The 23,055-nt window shown below is 50.6% G+C and carries 24 protein-coding genes; 7 read left to right on the forward strand and 17 right to left on the reverse strand.

Going from position 1 to position 23,055, the window contains the following annotated elements; genetic code table 11:
• Positions 1-3: 3 nt before the first annotated feature.
• The 10 genes from GUA87_RS04095 to GUA87_RS04140 all read right to left on the reverse strand — a co-directional run bounded on the left by GUA87_RS04095 (position 4) and on the right by GUA87_RS04140 (position 9,700).
• On the reverse strand, positions 4-960 hold the full coding sequence (locus GUA87_RS04095; RefSeq protein ID WP_193715233.1) for an aminoglycoside phosphotransferase family protein: 957 nt from the start codon (positions 958-960) through the stop codon (positions 4-6).
• Complete coding sequence (tsaE, locus tag GUA87_RS04100) at positions 960-1,433, reverse strand: tRNA (adenosine(37)-N6)-threonylcarbamoyltransferase complex ATPase subunit type 1 TsaE (RefSeq protein ID WP_193715234.1); 474 nt, start codon at positions 1,431-1,433, stop codon at positions 960-962. The genes GUA87_RS04095 and tsaE overlap by 1 nt, the downstream gene beginning before the upstream one ends.
• Positions 1,434-1,445: 12 nt before the next feature.
• Positions 1,446-3,533 carry a PAS domain-containing sensor histidine kinase gene (locus GUA87_RS04105; RefSeq protein ID WP_193715235.1) on the reverse strand — a complete coding sequence of 696 codons (2,088 nt, stop codon included), beginning with the start codon at positions 3,531-3,533 and terminating at the stop codon, positions 1,446-1,448.
• Between the two features lie 121 nt (positions 3,534-3,654).
• A complete protein-coding gene (gene ahcY / locus GUA87_RS04110) occupies positions 3,655-4,950 on the reverse strand; it encodes an adenosylhomocysteinase (protein WP_193715236.1) in 1,296 nt (431 codons plus the stop codon).
• A gap of 188 nt (positions 4,951-5,138) precedes the next feature.
• Entirely contained in the window at positions 5,139-5,414 is a 276-nt protein-coding gene (locus GUA87_RS04115) for an HPr family phosphocarrier protein (RefSeq protein ID WP_193715237.1), read from the reverse strand.
• Between the two features lie 11 nt (positions 5,415-5,425).
• Entirely contained in the window at positions 5,426-5,830 is a 405-nt protein-coding gene (locus tag GUA87_RS04120) for a PTS sugar transporter subunit IIA (protein WP_193715238.1), read from the reverse strand.
• A gap of 52 nt (positions 5,831-5,882) precedes the next feature.
• Positions 5,883-6,746: an RNase adapter RapZ gene (rapZ, locus tag GUA87_RS04125; protein WP_193715239.1), complete on the reverse strand. Its 864-nt coding sequence runs from the start codon at positions 6,744-6,746 to the stop codon at positions 5,883-5,885.
• On the reverse strand, positions 6,743-7,198 hold the full coding sequence (locus GUA87_RS04130; protein WP_193715240.1) for an HPr kinase/phosphorylase: 456 nt from the start codon (positions 7,196-7,198) through the stop codon (positions 6,743-6,745). Before GUA87_RS04130 ends, rapZ begins: the two co-directional genes overlap by 4 nt.
• A gap of 52 nt (positions 7,199-7,250) precedes the next feature.
• Positions 7,251-8,969, reverse strand: coding sequence for a stimulus-sensing domain-containing protein (locus GUA87_RS04135; protein ID WP_193715241.1), 1,719 nt, complete (start codon positions 8,967-8,969; stop codon positions 7,251-7,253).
• Between the two features lie 32 nt (positions 8,970-9,001).
• Positions 9,002-9,700, reverse strand: a complete 699-nt coding sequence (locus tag GUA87_RS04140; RefSeq protein ID WP_193715242.1) for a response regulator — start codon at positions 9,698-9,700, stop codon at positions 9,002-9,004.
• Positions 9,701-10,126: 426 nt separating this feature from the next.
• On the opposite strand from GUA87_RS04140, the gene GUA87_RS04145 reads away from it, so the two are divergent.
• The 3 genes from GUA87_RS04145 to GUA87_RS04155 all read left to right on the forward strand — a co-directional run bounded on the left by GUA87_RS04145 (position 10,127) and on the right by GUA87_RS04155 (position 13,513).
• Positions 10,127-11,731 carry a phosphoenolpyruvate carboxykinase gene (locus GUA87_RS04145; RefSeq protein WP_193715243.1) on the forward strand — a complete coding sequence of 535 codons (1,605 nt, stop codon included), beginning with the start codon at positions 10,127-10,129 and terminating at the stop codon, positions 11,729-11,731.
• A gap of 99 nt (positions 11,732-11,830) precedes the next feature.
• Entirely contained in the window at positions 11,831-12,484 is a 654-nt protein-coding gene (locus tag GUA87_RS04150; RefSeq protein ID WP_193715244.1) for an HAD family hydrolase, read from the forward strand.
• Positions 12,485-12,577: 93 nt separating this feature from the next.
• The gene (locus GUA87_RS04155) at positions 12,578-13,513 is read left to right on the forward strand and encodes an AEC family transporter (protein WP_193715245.1); all 936 of its coding nucleotides are present in this window, start codon (positions 12,578-12,580) and stop codon (positions 13,511-13,513) included.
• Here GUA87_RS04155 and GUA87_RS04160 read toward each other — a convergent pair.
• From GUA87_RS04160 to ubiE, 7 genes are all read right to left on the reverse strand, one after another.
• Positions 13,510-14,274 (reverse strand): HesA/MoeB/ThiF family protein, encoded by a 765-nt coding sequence (locus tag GUA87_RS04160; RefSeq protein ID WP_193715246.1) that lies wholly within the window; start codon positions 14,272-14,274, stop codon positions 13,510-13,512. The genes GUA87_RS04155 and GUA87_RS04160 overlap by 4 nt on opposite strands.
• A gap of 3 nt (positions 14,275-14,277) precedes the next feature.
• Complete coding sequence (gene cysK / locus GUA87_RS04165; RefSeq protein ID WP_193715247.1) at positions 14,278-15,231, reverse strand: cysteine synthase A; 954 nt, start codon at positions 15,229-15,231, stop codon at positions 14,278-14,280.
• Positions 15,232-15,249: 18 nt separating this feature from the next.
• Positions 15,250-15,702, reverse strand: coding sequence for an RrF2 family transcriptional regulator (locus GUA87_RS04170; RefSeq protein WP_193715248.1), 453 nt, complete (start codon positions 15,700-15,702; stop codon positions 15,250-15,252).
• A 10-nt stretch (positions 15,703-15,712) separates the two neighbouring features.
• A complete protein-coding gene (gene dut / locus GUA87_RS04175) occupies positions 15,713-16,171 on the reverse strand; it encodes a dUTP diphosphatase (protein WP_193715249.1) in 459 nt (152 codons plus the stop codon).
• Between the two features lie 4 nt (positions 16,172-16,175).
• Complete coding sequence (gene coaBC, locus GUA87_RS04180) at positions 16,176-17,381, reverse strand: bifunctional phosphopantothenoylcysteine decarboxylase/phosphopantothenate--cysteine ligase CoaBC (RefSeq protein ID WP_193715250.1); 1,206 nt, start codon at positions 17,379-17,381, stop codon at positions 16,176-16,178.
• A 91-nt stretch (positions 17,382-17,472) separates the two neighbouring features.
• Positions 17,473-19,080 carry a 2-polyprenylphenol 6-hydroxylase gene (gene ubiB, locus GUA87_RS04185; RefSeq protein WP_193715251.1) on the reverse strand — a complete coding sequence of 536 codons (1,608 nt, stop codon included), beginning with the start codon at positions 19,078-19,080 and terminating at the stop codon, positions 17,473-17,475.
• Positions 19,081-19,096: 16 nt separating this feature from the next.
• Positions 19,097-19,867, reverse strand: coding sequence for a bifunctional demethylmenaquinone methyltransferase/2-methoxy-6-polyprenyl-1,4-benzoquinol methylase UbiE (gene ubiE / locus GUA87_RS04190; protein ID WP_193715252.1), 771 nt, complete (start codon positions 19,865-19,867; stop codon positions 19,097-19,099).
• Positions 19,868-19,960: 93 nt separating this feature from the next.
• Between ubiE and mutM the strand changes: the two genes are divergently transcribed.
• The 4 genes from mutM (at position 19,961) to GUA87_RS04210 (ending at position 23,055) form a co-directional block, all read left to right on the forward strand.
• Complete coding sequence (mutM, locus tag GUA87_RS04195) at positions 19,961-20,791, forward strand: bifunctional DNA-formamidopyrimidine glycosylase/DNA-(apurinic or apyrimidinic site) lyase (protein ID WP_193715253.1); 831 nt, start codon at positions 19,961-19,963, stop codon at positions 20,789-20,791.
• A 120-nt stretch (positions 20,792-20,911) separates the two neighbouring features.
• Positions 20,912-21,688 (forward strand): enoyl-CoA hydratase, encoded by a 777-nt coding sequence (locus GUA87_RS04200; RefSeq protein WP_193715254.1) that lies wholly within the window; start codon positions 20,912-20,914, stop codon positions 21,686-21,688.
• A 157-nt stretch (positions 21,689-21,845) separates the two neighbouring features.
• The gene (gene rpsT / locus GUA87_RS04205) at positions 21,846-22,112 is read left to right on the forward strand and encodes a 30S ribosomal protein S20 (RefSeq protein WP_193715255.1); all 267 of its coding nucleotides are present in this window, start codon (positions 21,846-21,848) and stop codon (positions 22,110-22,112) included.
• A 496-nt stretch (positions 22,113-22,608) separates the two neighbouring features.
• Positions 22,609-23,055, forward strand: a complete 447-nt coding sequence (locus GUA87_RS04210; protein WP_227711678.1) for a rhodanese-like domain-containing protein — start codon at positions 22,609-22,611, stop codon at positions 23,053-23,055.

Here is a 23,055-nt window from a genome sequence, read left to right on the forward strand (position 1 = left end):
CCCCTAAATCAATTCACCCAATGTGACCTTCACCCAATGCTTCAGTGCAATCAAATCAGGGTGAGCCAGATTGGCATTTAGATGCGCAATGACCCGTGGCCGAAACGCTTCGTAACGCATCTTCCCATCCTGTTCTTTCAATCGCGTGAAAATACCCAGAATGCGCATGGCACGATGGGCCCCAAGGATGGCGTATAGGCGGCGAAACTCCTGTTCTGGTTCCGCCATCTTTTGCATATATGTTCTCAGGACAGTATTCGCCACCTCCGGTGACACATCCCGCCGGGCATCTTGAAGCAAGGACACCAGATCATAGGCAGGTGGCCCGGTCATCGCATCCTGAAAATCAATCAGGCCAAGTGCCTTCAACCCACTTCTGCCGGAGAGATGAAATAGATTTTCCGCATGGAAATCCCGATGCAGGAAAACTTCGGCCTGATCTTCCAAATGGCTGAGCAGATCCCGCCAAATCTGCTGAAAAAATATACGTGCCTTGTCTTCCAGAACCTTTCCGGTTCGAAACGGCACATACCAATCCAGAAACATAGTGTTCTGGTCCAGCACATAATTGGAATTGAAGAACTTCACCCCCTTGGGCAGTTCTGCTCCGCGAAGGGAGATTAAAAACTCCAGCGCTAGATTGTAAAGGGGCGCTTCATCCCCGCCTTTTTCAAGCAGACGCGCAAACAGATCATCCCCAAAATCTTCCAGGATCAGAAATCCACCGTCCTGATCTTTTTCAAGAACAGCAGGCACACTATAGCCCTGTTCGTTCAAATACTCGGTAATCTTAAGGTAAGACTGAAGGGCTGCGCTATCTGGATCTTCCATCAGGATTGCGGCTTTATCGACCCGAAACAGACGGGTATACCGGCGCGACGATGCATCCCCCGCCAGTTCCTTTTTAACAGTTTCATCCCATCCGGTTTGTTTCAGAAAGTCTGCCTTCAAATCTGTCATCAGACCGCCCCGATATCAGCAAGGCGGGCTTTCCAGCTCTCATCGCCGGACAGGTGAATGATACGGCGACCCTCTTCTCCTTCTGGAATTTCAAGACGAACGGTCAGGGCACCCTCCGGCGCCAGATCTTCCAGCTGGCTTACCCATTCCATCAGACAAATTCCGTCTTCCAGCGCATCTTCCAGATCCAGTTCCCACACTTCTTCCGGATCTTCAAGGCGATAAAAGTCATAATGATAAATCTCCCCCGCCGGACTGTCATAGGTCAGTAAGAGATTAAAGGTCGGGCTCGGCACTTCGATATCTTGCCCACATAACTGCTGAATCAGGTTTCTCGCGAACAAGGTCTTTCCGGCCCCCAGAGTCCCTTCCAGAAAAAGAACATCCTTTTCCTTCAGATAAGGAGCCAGTTTTCGGGCAAACTTGGCGGTTTCCTGCTCTTTTGAGATATGAAAGGTGGCAAATTCAGACATGTATTTAATGGATCAGCTTGGTTTATTATCAATATAGAGCGAAGAGGGGAGATGGCAGGCAATTGTTGTGCCTTTGCCTTCCTCTGATTGCAGCTCCACATGACCGCCATGCATTTCTACGAAACTTTTCACCAAAGACAGACCAAGTCCTGCACCGGCGTTTTGGCTCGTCGTATCTCCCTTCGCAAAACGCTCGAAGATGTGATCCTGTGTTTCTTTTGGAATGCCGATACCCGTATCAATGACCCGAATGATCATTTCATCTTTCTGGCGTTCCGCTTCCAGGGAAATGGAACCGCCGGCTTCTGTAAATTTAATGGAATTGCTGAACAGATTGAAGATCACCTGTTTCATCCGGCGTTCATCAAGGTTGGCCCAACCCAAATCATTGATCATCTCAAAATCAATCTGAACCCGGCGTTTGCGGGCGCGGTCATGAACCATGGTGACAACATTGGCAAGCAGGGCGTGTACCTCTACAGGCTCCAGCTCCAATTCGATTTTACCGGCCTGAATATTGGCCATATCCAGAATATCGTTGATCAGATGTAACAGATGGTTTGAACTTTCCAGAATGCCCCGGCCATATTCTGATTGCTTCTCGTTCAATTCACCAAAGAACTGTTTCACCAGAATTTCGGCAAAACCGATGATCGTATTAAGTGGGGTTCGAAGTTCATGGCTCACACTTGCCACAAATTCGGTCTTCATCTTATCCGCTGCTTCCAGCGCGTCGTTTCTTTCGGTCAAGGCCCGCTGCACGTTAAGCTGATCTGTTACATCGATATAGGTGAACAACACATTGCCATCGGGCAACGGAACACGGTTATAATTAATGATGCGGTCATTTGGCATGGTCATCTGCCCGGTATAAGGATCACGGCGCGTCACATTTGCAACATAACGCTCCATCTCATCTTCATCCGTATCCCGTTTCCAGACACCAAAAATGCGGCTCATCAGCTCCCGAATATGAAGGTTTTCCTCAATCATTTCAGGGGTCGCCCCCCAGATTTCCGTGAAACCGGAATTATAGAGCTTCAACCGGGCATCTGCGCCAAACACAGCAACCCCTTCATATAGATTATCAAGGGTCGCGCGCTGCACGGCTGTTTGCGTGTTATGGGCCCGCTCCAGCGCCATTTTGTCCGTAATATCTTCAAACATGAAGAACAGGCCACCTGATGAGTGCGGCGAGATCAAAGTTCGAAGAACCGTTTCATCCGGAAGCTGTACCAACTCTTCCTTGGTTTCGATCAGGTTGGTAAACAAAGCACGCCGCTTGGCACGATAAGCGGAAAAATCTGCTTGTTCCGGAAGGCGGCGAAGTTCTCTTTGCTTATCCAGAACCTCAATAATGGTGGGGCCATCCTCCAAAAAGGAATCACTCAATTTCCAGAGTTTTGCATAGGCCTGATTATAAAAATTGAGCCGCTGGTCCGAACCGTAAATCGCCACGGCTGTTGGAATATTCTCCAGCACATTCTCCTGACCGCGAAGATGGGTCTGCATCTCCTGCGCCATGGCTTCCTCGCGGGAGACGTCTTCTGCAAAGCCGGCCAGTTCATTTTCAAATTCCAGAGGCACTTCATGGATCCGGAAACTATGCAGATCCCCCTCCACCACATAACGGCGAAGTTCCGTTTGCGGGGTCATGGCAACACGTGCCTTTGCGGCAAGTTTTCGGGCTCGGTCCGGCTCCCGACTGGAGACCAGCTCTTCAATTTCCCCCATTTTATTGGGGCCGCCAACGATGTCTTCGTATTTTTTGTTATGCCAAACAATGCGCGATTGTTGGTCTCTCCGCCAAACAGCAATAGGGGCCGCGTTCAAAAGGTCGATAAAATCATCCCGCTCTGCCCGGGTATCCATCAGCGCGGATTTAAGGGACAGAACTTCTTTATCAGATTGATTTTTTTGTTGTCTTTCATTTTCAAGCTCATCTTCAATAAGACGAACACGTTCCGCCAGTTGATCAGAATGAAACAAGAGAGACAGGGCTTTTTTGCGCATGACGTAAAACGCCATTGCCAGAATGATAACCAGCAGAATTGCAAGCCAGAGACCGATCAGTTCGGCTGATGAATAGTCAAAATCCATACGTCCTGTTCACCGTTGGACATCAATAAAAGTAAATCTTGTTCGGATATTAACCACTATTTTAACGAGTTGGCACAAAAAAGGGGCGCGATGCGCCCCTTTTCCGAAATTCTGCTACCAATTAGTAACGATAGTGTTCCGGCTTGAACGGACCAGCCTGCGGAACGCTAATGTACTTCGCCTGCTTTTCGGTCAATTTGGTCAGTTTCACACCCAGTTTGCCAAGGTGCAGTGTTGCTACTTTTTCATCCAGGTGTTTTGGAAGGACATATACGTCATTGCCATACTTCTCTGAGCGTTCCCAAAGTTCGATCTGCGCCAGAACCTGGTTTGTGAAAGAGGCGCTCATCACAAAGCTTGGGTGACCTGTAGCGCAGCCAAGGTTCACGAGGCGGCCTTCCGCCAGAACAATGATGCGTTTTCCATCAGGGAACTCAACTTCATCCACCTGCGGCTTCACATTGTGCCATGGGAAATTGCGCAAGGCCTCAATTTGAATTTCTGAATCGAAGTGACCAATGTTGCTGACAATCGCGCGGTCTTTCATGGCACGCATATGATCGATGGTGATCACGTCAATGTTGCCCGTTGTGGTAACGAAGATATCCCCAACAGGAGCGGCATCTTCCATTGTCACCACTTCATAACCTTCCATGGAGGCCTGCAACGCGCAGATCGGATCGATTTCTGTTACCAGAACACGTGCCCCTTGGGAGCGGAGCGAGGCCGCGGAGCCTTTACCCACATCACCATAACCCGCAACAACCGCAATTTTACCGGCAACCATAACGTCTGTTGCCCGCTTGATGCCATCAACAAGGCTTTCACGGCAGCCGTAAAGGTTATCAAATTTGGACTTTGTCACACTGTCATTCACATTGATGGCAGGCACTTTCAGGGCCCCATCGCGAGCCATTTCGTATAGACGGTGCACACCTGTTGTTGTCTCTTCAGACAGGCCTTTCACGTCTTCCAGATACTGTGGGTATTTATCGTGCATGATCTGAGTGAGATCACCACCATCATCCAGAATAAGGTTTGGACGCCATCCATCAGGACCTTCGATGGTCATCTCGATACACCACCAGAACTCTTCCTCAGTCAGGCCTTTCCAGGCAAAGACAGGAACGCCGGTTTCAGCGATAGCAGCTGCCGCCTGATCCTGTGTTGAGAAGATGTTACAGGAGGACCAGCGAACTTCCGCGCCCAAAGCTGTCAGGGTTTCAATAAGAACTGCTGTCTGAATTGTCATGTGCAGGCAACCTGCAATGCGCGCGCCTTTCAACGGCTGTGATGGTCCAAATTCTTCACGCAATGCCATCAGACCAGGCATTTCAGTTTCCGCAATTCTGATTTCCTTGCGACCCCAGTCCGCAAGGGACATGTCTGCAACTTTGAAATCCTCAGTCTGTGTCATGGGAGAGTTCCTTCATGAATAGGGATAGAAACAACCACAATAGAGTGGGTGTGTTAATGTTCAGTTGCGGCTGTATAACAGGTCAGAAGAACAGGTTCAAGAATTATATAAAGATGTCTTTATATCATGGTTACCTGATGGTTAAATCTGCAGTTAATGCACCCAATAAATTAACCTATTTTTTGACGTTATTCTTCACCGAAGCGGTCGTTGACCAGCGTCTCAATGGCGCTCATGGCGGCGTCTGCCTCCGCACCGCTGGCTTCAACATCGATCGAGGTTCCCTTGGAGGCGGCAAGCATCATCAATCCCATGATAGAAGCGCCAGAGACATTATTGTCATCTTTGGTCACCAATATATCCGCATCATAGGATTCGACGCATTTCACAAATTTGGCAGCAGCCCGCGCATGCAGGCCACGTTTATTCTCTATTTGAAGGGTCTTTCGTAACGGCTCGCTCATTACTGCTTCCATCAGGACTTATTAGACAGAAGATGAGACGCCACATTGATATATTTGCGGCCAGATTCCTGCGCCGCGGCAACTGCCTTTTCCATATCATCTTCACCGCGCAGACTGGCGAGCTTGATCAACATGGGAAGATTAATACCGGCAATCACTTCCACATTGGCTTTTTCCATCACGGAAATTGCCAGGTTGGAAGGTGTGCCACCAAACATATCGGTCAGAAGAATAACACCAGATCCGGTTTCCACATCGGCAACGGCGGTCAGAATATCCTGACGGCGCTGCTCCATATCATCATCGGGACCGATAGAGATTGCCCGTACCTGATCCTGTGGACCAACCACATGTTCGGTTGCTGCGACAAACTCCTCAGCAAGACGGCCATGCGTTACCAGCACCATACCAATCATTCAACTTTCCTTCCCAGAACTCGGTTCAGATATTATGTCGTCCCATCGCCGATTACGGCAGGTCACGATGTACCAAATGGGTAAGATACCCGTTTCTTTCCATATGGTCATGAATATTTTCTGCCACGCATACAGATCGATGCCGCCCCCCCGTGCATCCGATGGCTATGGTCAGGTAGGATTTACCTTCCGCCCGATATCTTGGCAACAAGGTGTCGAGCATATTTTTCAACTGATCCAGAAAGGGGGCAAAGCTCTCGTCTTCGGCAATATAGTCTGCTACTTCTTTCTGCTGGCCTGTCTTTTCCCGTAAATCCGGGTCGTAATAGGGGTTTCGCAAGAAACGCATATCGAAAACCAGGTCCGCTTCCCGTGGCAGACCTTTTTTGAAGGAAAAAGACGTCACTGTGATACTAAGGGCTGGCTGATCTTCCAGACTGAACCGATTAATCAGTTGCTGCCGCAACTCAGGCAAAGACAACAAAGTTGTATCAATCTGTTCGTCGGATTCTTTGGAAATCATCTCCAGAAGCCGTTTTTCTTCCAAAATCCCATCCATTACAGGACGATCAGAAGCCATGGGATGGCGTCTTCGGGTTTCTGTAAAGCGCCGCTGCAACGTTGCCGCATCACAGCCCAGATATAAAAGCGTCACCTCGCTGGAGGGGTCTTCGCGCAGCTCATCCCGTAAATTCAGGACTTTCTGTTCCGAAAACCCGCGGGTACGTGTATCCACCCCAACAGCAATATTGCGCCAGCCCTCCGGGGATATCTCCCGCACCATCGGCGTGAGCAGGGAAATGGGAATATTGTCCGCCACTTCCCAGCCCAGATCCTCAAACTGTTTCAGCGCTGTGGATTTTCCCGCCCCTGACAGGCCGGTGACAAGAACAATTCGGGTCAGCCCTGCGCTCATGACAAAATTCCTTTTTGATCCGGGCCAGACAGTAACGCATCCAAGTGTTGAAGCGCGAACCTGACCCGCGCCTTAGCCGAAGCAGACGACGCATCAAGATAGATCCGCGGCAATTGAACACCCTCCATCTCAACAAGCTGGGGTCCGTCCGGCAGTCTTTCCATTTCCGAAGCAGGCATCAAATCACAGCGAAGTGACAAGGATATTTCAGGCAAATATGGAGTTTTCACGACCCCCATGCCCCGCACCTCCATTAATCCGGCGATAGTGCCTGGGGGCCGGGCAATCAGATGTCCCCCTTCATTAGCAACAATCACATAATCATCGGACACTAATTGGGCCCCTTGATCCAGAAATCTGAGCGCGAGATCAGATTTGCCGCTGCCCGAAGGGCCCACGAACATGATACCCTGGCTTTCCAGCGCTACTACGGTTGCATGAATTTTTCCCATGGGCCGAGGGTGCACCCTGCCCTGACCCCTGTCAATAACGGAAGTTCGGGATTTACGCAGGAAGCCTGACCGTAAAGCGTGCGCCGATAATAGATCCATCAGAACTCATGCGGTTTTGCGCCCGAATTGTCCCGCTATGCGCATCCACGATCAGCTTAGATATACTAAGGCCCAGGCCAGAATGCTGACCGAAATCTTCCCCTGCCGGGCGTTCCGTATAGAAGCGGTTGAAAATACTATCCAGTTTATTGGCAGGGATACCAGGCCCTTGATCTTCCACGTCTATCTGTACCCAGACTTTACCGTCCCTATCCACATCTTCTGCGGCGCGCACCAGAACGGTTCCCCCTTCCGGAGAAAAGGAAATGGCATTTTCAATAAGATTTCGAAGGACCTGTCCCAAACGACCGGGCAAACCAAAGACTTTCAGGTCCTGCTGACTGGTTTCAACACTTATGCTTATATGATCAGGGCCCCTGCCATGCTTGTACATGTCCGCCACACTATCGATCAGTTCAACAATGGAGACAGGCTCCCCTTCGCTTCGGGAAAGTTCCGCATCCAGACGGCTGGCAGCGGAAATATCCGTTATAAGACGATCCAGACGCTTCACATCACTTGAAATAACCGCCAGCAATTTTGCGCGGTTGTCTTCATCCTTGATGCGACTGAAAGTGTCTACAGCTGTCCCCAATGACGTCAGCGGGTTCTTAAGCTCGTGCGAGACATCCGCCGCAAAACTTTCCACAGCATCCATCCGGTCATAAAGCGCCTCGGTCATATTCTGAAGGGATCCGGACAACAGACCAATTTCATCCTGACGTTCTGTAAAGTCGGGAATATCTACACGGCGGCCGAGCCCCAATCGAACATTATCCGCTCCCTCCGCCAGATCATGGATCGGCCGCGCGATGGTACGCGCCAGATACAAAGACAGCAGAAGGTTGATCACCAGCGTGATGGAGAAGACGATCAGTGTTGTGACCTGTGCCGATTTCACGGCCTCATCAATGGCGTTACCATCTTCCACCAGCAAAAGACCACCCAGGATCTGTTTAAACCCTTCAACCGGTAAGGCGACGGTTAGCATGACGGTCCCATCGCGGGTCTGACGAATAGCGCTGCCATCTTTACCACGAACAGCCGTGCCGACCTCATCCAGCATTTCGCTCCGCTGTAGGTTTCCTGTTGGGAAAAGCGGATATTCCTGCGAATTGGGAATAAGCTCTGCCAGAAAATCATAAATATCTTCATAGAAGGCCCGGACATTGCCTGGGGCTTCCGGCGGCGGCAAAGGCTCGTTCAGGATTTCACGACCTGAGGAGATCAAAAGGCGGCTATCGGCAATCAGATCTCCGTTCTGGTTATACAAAAGCGCCGTGGTATCGGTCACAATGGCAAGGCGCCGAAGAACCGCTTTTACAATTCGGCTATCCAAAGTGGTGGGCCTGACCTGACCGTCATAAGGCACGTCACGAAGGGCGGCTTCGCCCAAAGCGCCGGCTATCAGTTTACCGTTTGTGGACATGGCCTGAAGGCGCGCTTCCACAAGACCCCCACGGAACTGATCAAGGTAGAGAATACCCCCCACTAGAAAAACGAGGGAAAACAGATTGATAGCCATGATCCGGTTGGAGAGGGACGAAAAAGGCCCAAAGCGGCGCGCCTTGCGGCGAGGCGCAGCATCCCGAACGGAACCCGATCCGGCCACTTTGCCAGACAGCGGTAATTCCTGATCCCCTCTATGTTCCGTTGATGTGCTTTCTGCCACTTACCCCAACCCGGCTACTCAGCTATTGATATCTACTTCTCCTTGAAGCGATACCCGACACCGTAAAGGGTTTCAATAGCGGAAAATTCAGGATCCACAACACGGATCTTTTTACGAAGGCGTTTAATGTGGCTATCGATGGTGCGATCATCCACATAAATATTGTCATCATAAGCCGCATCCATCAACTGATCGCGGCTTTTCACGTGACCCGGACGTAGCGCCAGACAATGCAGCAACATAAATTCGGTCACCGTCAATGTGACTTCCTGATCCCCCCAGAAACAGGCATGGCGAACACTGTCCAGTTTTAAACGCCCGCGAACCAGAACATCTTCTTCTGCGGTTTCATCATTTGCTTCTTTTGCCTTGTGACGGCGAAGAACGGTGCGAATACGCTCTACTAGCAGGCGCTGTGAGAACGGTTTTTTGACATAATCGTCCGCACCCATTTTAAGACCCAGAAATTCGTCAATTTCGTCATCTTTTGAAGTGAGGAAAATAACCGGCATATTGGATTTGCGGCGGAGACGGTTAAGAAGCTCCATCCCGTCCATGCGGGGCATCTTGATATCCAGAACAGCAAGATCCGGGGGCGATGTATCAAACGCTTCTAGCGCCACTTCCCCATCGGAATATTTCGTTACATCAAATCCCTCGGATTCCAGCAAAATGGAAACCGTTGTCAGGATATTCTGGTCATCATCCACCAGTGCAATTCTTGTCGTCACTAGCGTCCCCTTTCCTCTTTAGCCTCATATATAGGCAACCTTTCCCTGTAATACCACGCCCCATTTGGCACAAATAAGGCACAAGCGGGGCTTAAGCGTGACAATTATCGGCAGGAAAAAGGCGTAATTCAGTACCCAATTGAACTTCTAATAATGAATCCGCGTCACAAATCATCAGTTTCAGAAGCGCAAAAAAAGCTGACCAATCAGACAAAGTAAACAAAATCACTGGAAAAAAATGATGAAATAATTTCGTAATTTTTCGAAAGTTTAAGAAACCGAAAGTAAAATGAAATTGCGTCAAAAAAATTTCAGTTTTTTGAAAGTTTCGCTTTTCCAACGGTTGCGAAGCAAAAGTCCGTTCCTTATTCTTGCGGCACTTTTGAAATCCTGACAATAGAAAATAGACATCATTGGAGAGGCGCAGTGGAACATAAAGGACCTCGGAAGAGTTCTTACGGGCTGGACAATCAGGGGCTTGGAAATGTTGGCGTGGCAAACTGGAATTTGTCTGCAGCATCCCTTTATACTGAAGCACTAAATCGCGGAGAGGCAAGCCTTTCCGAAGGTGGCGCACTGGTCGCCATTACAGGTCAGCACACTGGCCGTTCTGCCAACGACAAGTTTATCGTCAAAGAAGGCAGCAGCGAAGACAACATTTGGTGGGGTAAGGTCAACAAACCTTTCGAAGAAACCAAATTTGCAGGTCTTCACAAGAAGATGATCGATTACCTTTCCGGCAAGGAAGTATTTGTTCAGGATTGTTATGCCGGTGCCGATGCCGATAACCGCCTTCCGGTTCGTATCGTTACAGAATGTGCCTGGCACAACCTCTTCGCCCGCAACATGTTCATTCAGCCAAAAGCCGAAGAACTGGATGATTTCAAACCAGAGTTTACTGTTCTCCAGGTGCCTTCCTTCGAAGCCGACCCGGAAGTTGACGGCACACGTTCCGAAGTGTTCGTTCTTGCCAACTTCGCAGAACGCCTTGTGATCATTGGCGGCACATCCTATGCCGGTGAGATCAAGAAATCTGTCTTCTCCATCTTGAATTATCTGCTGCCAGAAAAAGACATTCTGCCAATGCACTGCTCCGTCAATGTGAGCAACGAAGGTGATAGCGCCGTGTTCTTTGGTCTGTCAGGCACCGGTAAAACAACCTTGTCCGCCGACGCCAGCCGTATGCTGATCGGTGATGACGAGCATGGCTGGTCCGATGAGGGTGTGTTTAACTTCGAAGGTGGTTGCTATGCGAAAGTGATCCGCCTTTCCGAAGAAGCAGAACCTGAAATTTACGACACAACACGTCGTTTCGGTACCATCCTTGAAAATGTTGTCATGGATGAAAATGGCAAACTGGATCTGGATGATAACCGTTATACGGAAAACACGCGTGCGTCTTACCCGATCGAGTTTATTCCAAACGCGTCTGACACAGGTATTGCAGGTAACCCTAAAAACGTGATCATGCTGACAGCTGACGCTTTCGGTGTTTTGCCTCCAATTGCGAAACTGAGCCCAGAGCAGGCCATGTATCACTTCCTGTCCGGTTACACAGCGAAGCTTGCTGGTACAGAAAAAGGCCTCGGCAATGAGCCACAGGCAACTTTCTCAACCTGTTTCGGTGCGCCGTTCATGCCACGTCACCCATCCGTTTACGCAAAATTGCTGGGTGATAAAATCGCCAAGCATGGTGTGAACTGCTGGCTTGTAAATACAGGTTGGACAGGGGGTGCCTATGGTACTGGTCACCGTATGCCAATCGCCCATACACGTGGTCTGGTAAATGCCGCCCTTGATGGAACGCTGGCAAATGTTGAAATGGAAAAAGATCCGTTCTTCGGTCTCTCCATCCCAACAGCCTGCGAAGGTGTTCCAAGCGACATTCTGAACCCACGTAACACATGGGCAGATAAAGACGCTTATGACAAACAAGCCGCCCATCTTGTTAACCTGTTCATCGAAAACTTTGAACAGTTCGCAGAATATGTGGACGACGATGTCATGAGTTCAGCGCCAAAAAGCGCCTAAAACCAATAAATAGTGTGTGATGACTTTAGCCCCGGTTTTACCGGGGCTTTTTTTATTGTATGAGGAGTATTCGACCCACCCCCACAAAGCGGACCCAAGATGAAAAAGGCAGTAATTTTTGACATGGACGGTTTGCTTCTGGATACAGAAGTGGTGGCCCTGCGCACCTTTCAGCAGGTCTGTGATGAGCTGGGTATCCAATTTGATCGCGCCATCTATAACAAATGTCTTGGGCGCAACCTGCAATCCACAGAAAAGCTGCTGACCCGCGAACTTGAGGGCTTTGAAACTTCCACCTTTATGCCTTTATGGACGGGTCTTTATCATGAAGAAGCTGTGTTAAGGCCTGTCCCCACAAAGGAGGGGGTCGAAGACTTTCTGAACGCCCTTAAAAACTGGGACATCCCCATGGCGGTCGCCACATCGTCAGGCCAAGATAAAGCCGCCAGCAAGTTATCCAATGCCGGAATTGATCATTTTTTTCATGAGGTTATCAGCGGCGATATGGTGGAGAACAGCAAGCCTGATCCCGAAATTTACCTGAAAGCCGCCAAAGCAGTTGGGTATCACCCAACGGACTGCCTTGCTCTGGAAGATAGCGACAATGGTGTGAAAGCCGCCCATAGCGCCGGAATGCTGGTCTTTCAGATCCCGGATCTGGTCCCACCGTCACCGGAAACAGAAGCACTTGGACATAATATCGTGACCTCCATGACCGTGGTTCATGGAAGATTTGTTCCACATACGAAATGAAATTCGACAGAAATAGGAAAATTGACAAAGATCCATCCTGCAACCTAATGTAGCAGCTTCTTTTCTGTCTCCACCCCTATTGGAATTGCGCTTATGTGGTCCGTGTCCCTGTCCATTCTGCCGATCTTTTTGCTGTTGATCCTTGGCTATGTCTTGCGCCGCAATGCGTTTCCGGGGGAAGGTTTCTGGCCAATGGCGGACAAGGTCACCTATTGGATTTTGTTCCCCTGTCTTCTGTTTTTCAGAACCACAACAGCTCCGCTGGGCGGTGATCTGGTCGGGCCATACGCGCTGGCGCTTGTGGGGGCGCTCACCCTTTGCGCCATCTTCGCGGTGGTCAGCACCAAGCTGTTTGGTATTTCAAACCGGGTCGGCGGATCCCTTTTTCAGGGGGCAACACGACACAACACCTTTATCGCCTTTGCCACCGCTGATCTTCTTTTTGGCAATGACGGCCTTCTGATTGCGGCGGTTGCCACGTCATTGTTGGTGCCGCCAACCAACCTTTTCTGCGTCACCGCCCTTGTCACCTATCAGGGCAATGAAAATGGGGATCTGAAACGCAGATTGTTGCAAGAGATTTTGCGAAACCCATTACTGATTGCCATCGCGGCAGGGGTCACCTTGAACTTGACCGGTATTGGCCCGCTCCCCGTGATCCATGATATGGCGGACATTCTCTCCCGTGCAGCGTTGCCTTTTGCGCTTCTGTGTGTAGGTGCCGGGCTTCATATCCGCGCCATGAAGGCGGAAACCAAATCACTTATTCTGTCCAGCCTTGGCAAATTGGTGGTCTTTCCGGCCATCATGATTTTGGTGATCAATATCTTCGATCTGGATGGTCCGGCAGCGGTTATCCTGCTGATTTACGGCGCGGTGCCAACGGCGAGCTCAGGCTACGCCCTCGCCCGTCAGCTTGGCAGTGATGAAAAGGTCATGGCCGCCATCATCACCATTCAAACCCTGCTGTCCATGATCACCCTGCCAGTGACCGTGGCGTTAGGAATGCAGTTTTATGTAACGGGTTAATCAGGGTTTCCGCACAGACTGCATTTGGGATCAGGGCGGACCTTCACCTTTCGAAAATCCGTGTAGAGAGCATCATAAATCAGAAGCTGGCCGGACATGCTGTCCCCAACTTCCAACAACTCTTTCAGGATTTCAGTGGCCTGCAAGGATCCCATGGTTCCGGCAAGCGCCCCCAAAACGCCTGCTTCCCCGCAGGTACGCGCCACATCGGCGGGCGGAGGTGCCGGGAAAATGCAGCGATAACAAGGGTGATCACCACCAAGGTAAGCCTTGTAAGTGGAAAGCTGCCCTTCAAATTGCAGCATGGCCGCAGAGACCAGCGTTTTCTTCATGCGATAGCAGGTATCGTTGATCAGAAAACGGGTTCCGAAATTATCAGATCCATCCGCAATCAGATCATAATCCGCAAACAGCTTTTCCGCATTATCCTCGGTCAGACGCTCATTATGGGGGACAATTTTCACATCCGGATTAATCCGCGCGACGGACTGTTCTGCGCTCACCACTTTTGGGGTGCCAATATCCGCGTTCCCGTGGGCGATCTGACGTTGCAGATTACTCAGATCAACAACGTCATCATCAACCACGCCAATGGTCCCCACACCGGCCGCCGCCAGATAGAGGATTAAGGGGGAGCCAAGCCCCCCTGCCCCGATAACCAGCACCTTGGACTGCAGCAATTTCTGCTGACCCATGCCGCCCACTTCACGAAGAACAAGGTGACGGGCATAGCGGTCAAGCTGGTCATCGGTAAGCGCCATATTTTAGATCCCGTCAAACAGGGCTGTGGACAGGTAGCGTTCTGCGAAAGACGGAATGATCACAACGATCCGTTTTCCGGCCATATCATCCCGTTCCGCAAGTTCCAGCGCCGCCGCCAGTGCCGCACCAGAGGAAATACCAACCGGAATGCCTTCTTCACGCGCGATTGCACGGGACGTTTCGAACGCTGTTTCATTACCGATGGTGATGACTTCATCAATCAGGGAACGATCCAGATTTTCCGGAATAAAGTTCGCGCCAATACCCTGAATTTTGTGCGGACCAGGCTTACCACCAGAAATGATCGGGCTGTCTTCAGGTTCAACCGCAATGATTTTGATGTCTTTGTTGTGAGCTTTTAGCACTGTGCCAACACCGGTCAGCGTTCCGCCGGTGCCCACACCCATAACAACCGCATCCACATTACCCTCTGTGTCTGCCAGAATTTCTTCGGCAGTTGTGACTTTGTGAACGGCTGGGTTTGCTGGGTTTTCAAACTGCTGCGGGATGATGGCATCACCATATTCTTCTACAAGTTCCTGCGCGCGCTGAACAGAACCGTTCATGCCTTTTGGCGCTTCCGTAAGCTCCAGATTGGCGCCCAGAAGTTTGAACATTTTTCGGCGTTCAATGGACATGCTTTCCGGCATCACCAAAGTCAGGTCATATCCTTTGGCGGCACACACGAAAGCAAGGCCAATACCTGTATTACCGGAAGTAGGTTCCACAATTTTTGTATTCGGGCCGATTTTACCCGCTTCTTCCAGAGCTTCAATCATAGCGATGGAAATACGATCTTTCACAGAAGCCAGTGGGTTGAAAAATTCCAGCTTCAGCAGAATTTCCGCTTTTGCACCACGAGATTTGGCAAAACGATCTGCGCGAACGAGCGGGGTGGCGCCGATGGTATCGATAATGCTGTCGTAGATTTTCCCGCGAGGTGGGTTCTTGTTCATATCTCTGTTCCTGTTCGCTTAAATGTTAAAATCGCTGATATTCTTTGGCCCGCTTTCACCGCAAGTCTTTTCAATATTGCGGCAAAGCTGTTCCAACGTCACCTGATCCAGTTGTTTCAAAAGCGCGTTCTGAGCCTCCGCCCATAACGGAGCCACAACATTCTGACCAATTTCAGACGTAAAAATTTGTTCGCCGCTTTCAAGGTTATCGGCATCACTGATCACGCGAACAATATCGCCAGCCGTAATCCGGCGGCGCTCCCGTGCCAGACGATATCCGCCGCGCGGCCCCCGCACCCCCTTTAGGATCCCGGCATGGACAAGTTGCTGCATGACCTGTTCCAGATAACGCTGTGGAATACCCTGGCGCTGTGTAATTTCCTTGGATTGCACCGGATCCGGCCTCGCATGAAAGGCGATGTCCACCACCGCTTCCAGCGCATACAGCATTTTCTTTGGAAGATGTAACATATGCTTTTCCTTACTCCGCTGACACACCAGTGGATCCGAAACCGCCTTCACCGCGATCGGTTGTGGACAGTTCATCCACCTCCACCCATGTGGCAATGGTGACGGGGGCGATGACCATTTGGGCAATGCGATCGCCCCGTTCAATGACGAAATCCTCGTCCCCTAAATTCATCAAGATGATCCCAAGTTCCCCGCGATAATCGGAATCAATGGTTCCCGGTGTATTTGGAAGGGTAATCCCTTTTTTAAGCGCCAGACCGGAACGGGGACGGATCTGCGCTTCATATCCTACGGGAAGCGCCATCTTAAGACCCGTTGGAACCAAGGCACGCCCCCCTTTTGGAATAGTCATCGGCTCACTCACCGCCGCTTGCAAATCCATACCGGCACTGCCCACTGTTTCGTAACGGGGAAGCGGAAGGCCTTCAGCATGTGGCAAACGGGTAATCTGTACAGGAACGGCTGACATTGGGTTAGTCTCCAAAAAACTCTGCAATTCGGTGGGCCAGATGGGCAGCCACCTGATCTTTTGTCTGTTTCGGCCAATTTTCGACCTGATCTGCTGTCACCAGATGCACCTGATTGTGGTCACCACCAAAGGTGCCGGTGTCAGGGCTCACATCATTGGCGACAATCCAGTCGCAGCCTTTCTTGGCCAGCTTCTTCTGCGCATTTTCAATGACCGTCTCGGTTTCAGCAGCAAAACCCACCACCAGATCCGGGCGGGAGCTTTCCAATTGGCTGATGGTTGCCAGAATGTCCGGATTTTCTGTCAAAGAAAGCTCCGGCAGGTCGCCGCCTTTTTTCTTGATCTTCTGATCCGCACTATTGGCAACGCGCCAATCCGCAACAGCCGCTGCAAAAACAGCACCGTCCACAGGCAGCGCCTGTTCACAGGCCGCCAACATATCGGTGGCACTTTCAACCTCGATACGGTTGACCCCAGCAGGGGCACTTAGACGTGTTGGGCCAGACACCAAAGTAACATCTGCGCCCAACGCCGCGAGCTCTGACGCGATGGCATAACCTTGCTTACCGGAAGATCGGTTGGCGATATACCGAACCGGATCAATCGGCTCATGGGTAGGGCCTGCCGTCACCAGTATCTTGCGCCCCTTTAACGGGGCGTCTGCCTCTTGTCCAAAGAACGCGAAAATCGCCTCCGCGATAACATCAGGTTCCGCCAATCTTCCCGGGCCAAACTCGCCGCAGGCCATATCCCCTTCATCGGGGCCGATCACCGCAACACCATCTTCTTCCAGTGTTTTCAAATTCCGCTGGGTCGCGGGATGTTCCCACATGCGCACATTCATGGCAGGGGCGATCATAACAGGCTTATCAGTTGCAAGAAGCGCGGTTGAGGCCAGATCATTGGCGTGACCATTTGCCATCTTTGCCATCAGATCGGCTGTTGCAGGGGCCACCACCACCAGATCCGCGCTTCGGGACAACTCAATATGGCCCATTTCCGCTTCATCGGTGAGAGAGAATAACTCCCCATAGACTTTATCATTTGTCAGCGCAGACACAGACAAAGGGGTGACAAATTCTGCCCCTGCTTTGGTCAGGATCGCACGGCACTTCACGCCGCCCTTGGCAAGTAGGCGGATCAGTTCCAATGATTTATAGGCGGCAATCCCTCCGCCAATTATCAGCAACACAGAATTCTGGTTTGTCACAGATCACCTGTTATTTTACTCACCAAATATGTGAATAAAATAGTAACCCATAATTTTGTGTGCAAGTTATAAATTTACAAAATTTTTGGCTTTAGGAAACCAGATAGAGAAGAGTTGCCGAAATCCCCACCGCGATGCCCGCAATAAAGTAAAGCGGTGCCAGCGCTGATCCGCCTTCGCTTTGTCTTCTGCGGGGATTTTCAGATTGGGACGCGGCTTCTTCTTCAAGGCGCTGCAACAGACGATCCGCCTGGCTCACCAGCGCCGGTAATTTTTTGGCAAAATTCAGCCCATCATTCACAATCTGTGCGACCTTTGCCTCTGGTCCCATATTTTCCCGCATCCAGCTTTCAACCGTTGGATAAGACACTTCCCAGAAATTCACATTCGGGTTCATGCTATGGGCCACCCCTTCGGCGGTCACCATTGTTTTCTGCAACAGAAGAAGTTGCGGCTGTGTTTCCATTTCAAAGGTTTCAGTGATCTGGAACAGCTGAACAAGCAGACGGCCGATGGAAATCTCGTTCACGGGTTTACCCAAAATCGGCTCGCCAATGGAGCGGCAGGCTTGTGTGAAGGCATCCAGTGATTTGTTTTTCGGCACATATCCCGCTTCAAAATGAACTTCTGCAGCGCGTTTATAATCACCCGTCAAAAAGGCATAGAGCATTTCAGCCATAAAGAGACGTGTTTCCACATCCATGCGGCCCATAATACCGAAATCAACGGCCACCAACTTGCCTTCGGGTGTCACAAACAGATTGCCGTGATGCATGTCCGCGTGGAAAAAGCCGTCCCGCAGCACCTGATCCAAAAAGACGCGAATAACCGTCGCCGACAGATCCACCAGATCAATGTCCGCTTCAATCAAAGCTTCGCGGTTGGAAAGACTAATCCCTTCCACCCGGCCTTGCGTCATCACCCGCTGGCCCGTGCGTTGCCAGTCGATCGCCGGAACGGAGAAGAACTCATCCCCTTCGAAATTTTCCGCCATTTCAGAGGCTGCCGCGGCCTCAAGGCGCAAATCCATTTCCAAAGACACGGACTGCTCCAGAATTTCCACAATCTTGCGGGGGCGCAGACGGCGCAAGTCGGGCTGGAAACGTTCCACCAGATCAGCAATCCAGTAAAAAAGCTGAATATCCCGCTCAAACGCTTTTTCAATACCAGGGCGCAAAATTTTAACAGCCACTTTGCGGCGGAAAGGCTCTTCACGCTCTTCGCCTTTGTCATCCACGACAATGGCCGTCTCTTCAATTTCAGCAAAATGGACCTGTGCGATGGACGCGGCAGCAACCGGCTCTCTCTCAAAGGAGACAAAAACCTCCCGCAAAGATTGGCCCAGTTCCTGTTCGACCGTTTTGCGCGCCTCTTCATAGGAAAAGGCAGGCAGGCGATCCCGGAGATTGCCCAAATCCTCGGTGATTTCTTCACCCAGCAAATCCGCCCGAACAGATAAAGCCTGCCCCAATTTAATAAAACTTGGACCCAGTGCCTGCAACGCAAGGGCAAGACGTTCCCCGCGGCGCAAGGATTTGTCAGGTTTTCCACCAAAGGCAAAAAGCGGAATCATTTTGCGGGCAAGTTTTAACGCAACGGGTGCCTGATCCAGTTCATCCACCAGAAACAGCGCGTCATATTTCGCCAACACACGGATGACATATAAAAGGCGCAGGATATTGGAAAAAGAGTTCTTCAACTGGAAACCCCTTCACCTATATGCGCCAGGCGGAATGAATGGCGGCAATCCCACCGGACAGGGACCTGTATTTCACCTGCCCAAAGCCCGCCTCTTCAATCATTTTCTTAAACCCGTCCGCATCCGGGAATTTACGGATACTTTCCACCAGATACTGGTAACTCTCCCGGTCCCCGGCAACGGCTTTGCCAATCTCGGGTAGCATCTTGAAGGAGTAGAAATCGTAGAACTCTTTCAAGACCGGCAGTGTCACGGTACTGAACTCAAGACACATGAAACGGCCACCGGGTTTCAGAACCCGCCGCGCTTCACGGAGCGCCATAGGAATGTCAGTAACGTTTCGAATACCAAAGGCAATGGTGTAGGCATCCACAGATTTATCCGGCAGCGGCAGCGCCATAGCGTCCCCGTTCACCCACTCAAGCCCAGAAAGGCGGCCCTGATCCAGCGCCCGGTCCTGCCCCACACTTAACATGGCGTGGTTGATATCAAGAACGGTAACCTTACCGTCCCCTTTCAGGCGATCCAGAAACTTGAACGCGATGTCACCTGTACCACCCGCCACATCCAGAAGATGTTGACCCGGGCGCGGCATCAGCCAGTCAATCATCGCCGTCTTCCAAAGGCGGTGCACACCGGCGCTCATCAAATCATTCATCAGGTCATAATTTTCCGCTACGCTGTCAAAGACGCCGCGCACCATCGATGCTTTTTCCTCAACCGGAACATCGGTAAAGCCGAAATGGGTTGTTTTTGTGCCGTTTTCGGTGGTGTCTGATGTTGACATGATCAATCCTGACCTGAAGTAAGTAGCGTCACCCTTTCTTTTGCGTAAAATGACGCTTAAGCGCAACCCTCTATTTAGGTTACCCGTCACGATATGCCAGAATTACCCGAAGTTGAAACCGTCGCTCGCGGATTGGAGCAGGCCCTTAAAGGTCAGCGATTTACAAAGGTGCAGACCATGCGGCCGGATTTGCGTTTTCCTTTTCCCGAAGATTTTGCGGAACGGCTTGTGGGAAAAACCATCACGGATATTTCCCGCCGCGCCAAATATGCCCTTATATATCTTGAGGATAACACGGTTATCATCTGTCACCTGGGCATGTCTGGAAGTTTCCGCATTTATAAAGAAGCGCCCGGCGCGCCTGACAAACATGATCATGTCCTGTTTGAAACGGACGGCGGTGTTTGGGTCAGATATCACGATCCCAGACGCTTTGGATTTATCCTACTGACCACCCGCGATGAATTGCCGCACCATCCCACTTTCAAGGATATGGGACCGGAGCCCTTAGGGAACAGTTTCAACGGACCAGAACTTTCCGCCCGACTTGAAGGGCGAAAAGGGCCGATCAAAACGGCCCTGCTGGATCAGAAAGTTGTCGCTGGTGTCGGCAATATCTATGCCTGTGAAGCCCTGTTCAGATCCGGTATTTCCCCCAAAAGGCAAGCAGGCACCATCAAGGGTGCGCGTGCGGAAAAGCTTGTTTCTGCGGTGCGTCAGGTACTGGAAGAGGCCATCGAAAGCGGAGGGTCCACCCTTCGAAATTACAGCCACACAGACGGCGAACTAGGCTATTTCCAGCACAAATTTCAGGTTTATGGTCATGAGGGTGACGAGTGCGTGAATGAAGGCTGCACGTCAAAAATTAAGCGATTGGTTCAGTCCGGCAGATCCACTTTTTACTGTTCCAGCTGTCAGCGATGATTTTACCTAACACACGTTTGATAAATCACTGGACAATCTGTCCACCAACTTCATAATACAGCCCAAATTCGCAAGGGTTTCCCCAAACTGACCCCTGCATAAAGGCAACAGGAGGAAATTATGTCCTACAATCACATTCTTGCTGAAACTCAAGGTCCGGTTGGTATCATTCGTCTGAACCGTCCACAGGCACTGAACGCGCTCTGTCAGGAACTGACCGAAGAAATGGGTGAAGTTCTGAAACAATATGAAGCTGACGATGCGATCGGCTGTATTGTTATTACAGGCTCTGAAAAATCTTTCGCGGCTGGCGCTGACATTAAAGAAATGCAGTCCCGTGACTATATGGATGTCTATAAATCAGACTTCATCACAGCCACATGGGAAGAAGTAACACGCTGCCGCAAGCCGGTTATTGCGGCTGTTGCAGGTTATGCATTGGGCGGCGGCTGTGAGCTCGCCATGATGTGTGACTTCATCATTGCAGCTGATAACGCGAAATTTGGTCAGCCAGAAATTAATCTGGGCACTATTCCAGGTGCCGGCGGCACACAGCGCCTCACACGCTTCGTTGGTAAATCCAAAGCTATGGAAATGTGCCTCACTGGCCGCATGATGGATGCGGAAGAAGCTGAACGTGCCGGTCTTGTAAGCCGTATCGTACCTCTTGCTGATCTGGAAGCTGAAGCTTTGAAGGCGGCAAACTCCATCGCCGCGAAATCCATGCCTGTTGTCATGATGGCAAAAGAGAGCGTGAACAAGTCTTACGAGATGACGTTGCGTGAGGGAATCATGTTCGAACGTCGTGTTTTCCACTCAACTTTCGCGACAGAAGACCAGAAAGAAGGCATGGCTGCCTTCGCTGAAAAACGTAAACCCGAGTTCAAAAACCGCTAAGTTTACGATGATTTATGGAGGATTCCTGCCACACTGGAAGGAATTCTCCAAAGAATCGCCATTTTCTCACCTTTAAGGGCAATTCTCCTGTTGACGGGGGAAAAATGGCTGGCTATAACCCGGCTTCCGAAATTCGAAGCTAATGTACAGGATTGTCATGGCGCATCATAAATCTGCTATTAAGCGCATCAGACAGACAGAAACTCGCACTGAGCGCAACCGTGCTCGTCGCAGCCGCATCCGCACTTTCGTCAAGAAAGTAGAGACAGCGATCACTGCAGGTGACCAGACACAGGCAAACGAAGCTCTTCGCTTGGCTCAGTCTGAACTGGCACAGGGCGTTGTTAAAGGCGTGCTGAAGAAAAACACAGCATCCCGCAAAATGTCTCGTCTGAATGCACGGGTGAAAGCCCTGTCTGCATAAGCACAGACAAACCCTAGAGAATCAAGCCGCACCTGGTAGACAGACGCGGCTTTTTTTTCGCCCAAAACGTGTATTTTGAGTGCGTTTTAAATCTTAACAATTTTCCACATATTTTAATTTTCAGCGCGATTATTAGACAGATCTACAATATGTAGTAGGTCAAGATTTTCTTTCACCGATTGCCAACTTTATTTTATGGATTCCTCTATCGGTGTCTTGCATCTGTGGATAACTTGAGATTTAATCTCTCCGCATTGGGAGTACAGATATACTTTTGATAGCTAGCGGCGATCCGGAGGCGGGATAAATACCGATCTCTCGGAAAGAAACCGACCTCATCCGTCGATTGCGCATCCGCTATCATTTTCAACTTTTCGGGTTTCTGAAAACCTGCACTGCCCCCCTTCTGAAATATTTTCAGTCGGGGTAGGGGATGCTTTGACCTTGGCGGCTGTAGGGCGGAAATCTGAGCGTTACAGGGGAAGGCCGAAGTAGAATGACCGACATGAGTTCTGGAGCCGGCAGCGCCGGATATGCAGGTGATATTACACCGAACAAGGCTTGGCAAATTCTGGAAGAGAATCCTGACGCCGTTTTAATTGATGTTCGCACCACCGCTGAATGGACTTTTGTGGGTGTGCCAAACCTGACATCTCTGGATAAAAAAACACATCTTATCTCCTGGTCTGTGTTCCCTGACATGCACCAGAACCCGCATTTCACAGAAGAGCTGGAGAAAATCCAGCCAAAGAAAGACGCACCAATTCTGATGCTGTGCCGTTCCGGCGCCCGCTCCATCTCTGCTGCCATTGCGGCAACCCAGGCAGGCTATTCCGCCGCTTTCAATATCCTTGAAGGCTTCGAAGGGGATAAAGATGCCAATGGTCATCGTGGCCAACTGGGGGGATGGAAAAAACACGGGCTGGATTGGGCACAAAACTAA

The organism is Sneathiella sp. P13V-1 (genome assembly GCF_015143595.1).
GTDB lineage: Bacteria > Pseudomonadota > Alphaproteobacteria > Sneathiellales > Sneathiellaceae > Sneathiella.

Coding starts and splice junctions, on each gene's coding strand:
- GUA87_RS04105 (WP_193715235.1), bottom strand. CDS start 3,533: ATGGATTTTGACTATTCATCAGCCGAACTGATCGGTCTCTGGCTTGCA.
- GUA87_RS04155 (WP_193715245.1), top strand. CDS start 12,578: ATGTGGTCCGTGTCCCTGTCCATTCTGCCGATCTTTTTGCTGTTGATC.
- GUA87_RS04095 (WP_193715233.1), bottom strand. CDS start 960: ATGACAGATTTGAAGGCAGACTTTCTGAAACAAACCGGATGGGATGAA.
- mutM (WP_193715253.1), top strand. CDS start 19,961: ATGCCAGAATTACCCGAAGTTGAAACCGTCGCTCGCGGATTGGAGCAG.
- GUA87_RS04150 (WP_193715244.1), top strand. CDS start 11,831: ATGAAAAAGGCAGTAATTTTTGACATGGACGGTTTGCTTCTGGATACA.
- GUA87_RS04210 (WP_227711678.1), top strand. CDS start 22,609: ATGACCGACATGAGTTCTGGAGCCGGCAGCGCCGGATATGCAGGTGAT.
- tsaE (WP_193715234.1), bottom strand. CDS start 1,433: ATGTCTGAATTTGCCACCTTTCATATCTCAAAAGAGCAGGAAACCGCC.
- rapZ (WP_193715239.1), bottom strand. CDS start 6,746: ATGAGCGCAGGGCTGACCCGAATTGTTCTTGTCACCGGCCTGTCAGGG.
- rpsT (WP_193715255.1), top strand. CDS start 21,846: ATGGCGCATCATAAATCTGCTATTAAGCGCATCAGACAGACAGAAACT.
- ahcY (WP_193715236.1), bottom strand. CDS start 4,950: ATGACACAGACTGAGGATTTCAAAGTTGCAGACATGTCCCTTGCGGAC.
- GUA87_RS04170 (WP_193715248.1), bottom strand. CDS start 15,702: ATGTTACATCTTCCAAAGAAAATGCTGTATGCGCTGGAAGCGGTGGTG.
- GUA87_RS04200 (WP_193715254.1), top strand. CDS start 20,912: ATGTCCTACAATCACATTCTTGCTGAAACTCAAGGTCCGGTTGGTATC.
- dut (WP_193715249.1), bottom strand. CDS start 16,171: ATGTCAGCCGTTCCTGTACAGATTACCCGTTTGCCACATGCTGAAGGC.
- cysK (WP_193715247.1), bottom strand. CDS start 15,231: ATGAACAAGAACCCACCTCGCGGGAAAATCTACGACAGCATTATCGAT.
- ubiE (WP_193715252.1), bottom strand. CDS start 19,867: ATGTCAACATCAGACACCACCGAAAACGGCACAAAAACAACCCATTTC.
- GUA87_RS04115 (WP_193715237.1), bottom strand. CDS start 5,414: ATGAGCGAGCCGTTACGAAAGACCCTTCAAATAGAGAATAAACGTGGC.
- GUA87_RS04160 (WP_193715246.1), bottom strand. CDS start 14,274: ATGGCGCTTACCGATGACCAGCTTGACCGCTATGCCCGTCACCTTGTT.
- GUA87_RS04130 (WP_193715240.1), bottom strand. CDS start 7,198: ATGGGAAAAATTCATGCAACCGTAGTAGCGCTGGAAAGCCAGGGTATC.
- GUA87_RS04120 (WP_193715238.1), bottom strand. CDS start 5,830: ATGATTGGTATGGTGCTGGTAACGCATGGCCGTCTTGCTGAGGAGTTT.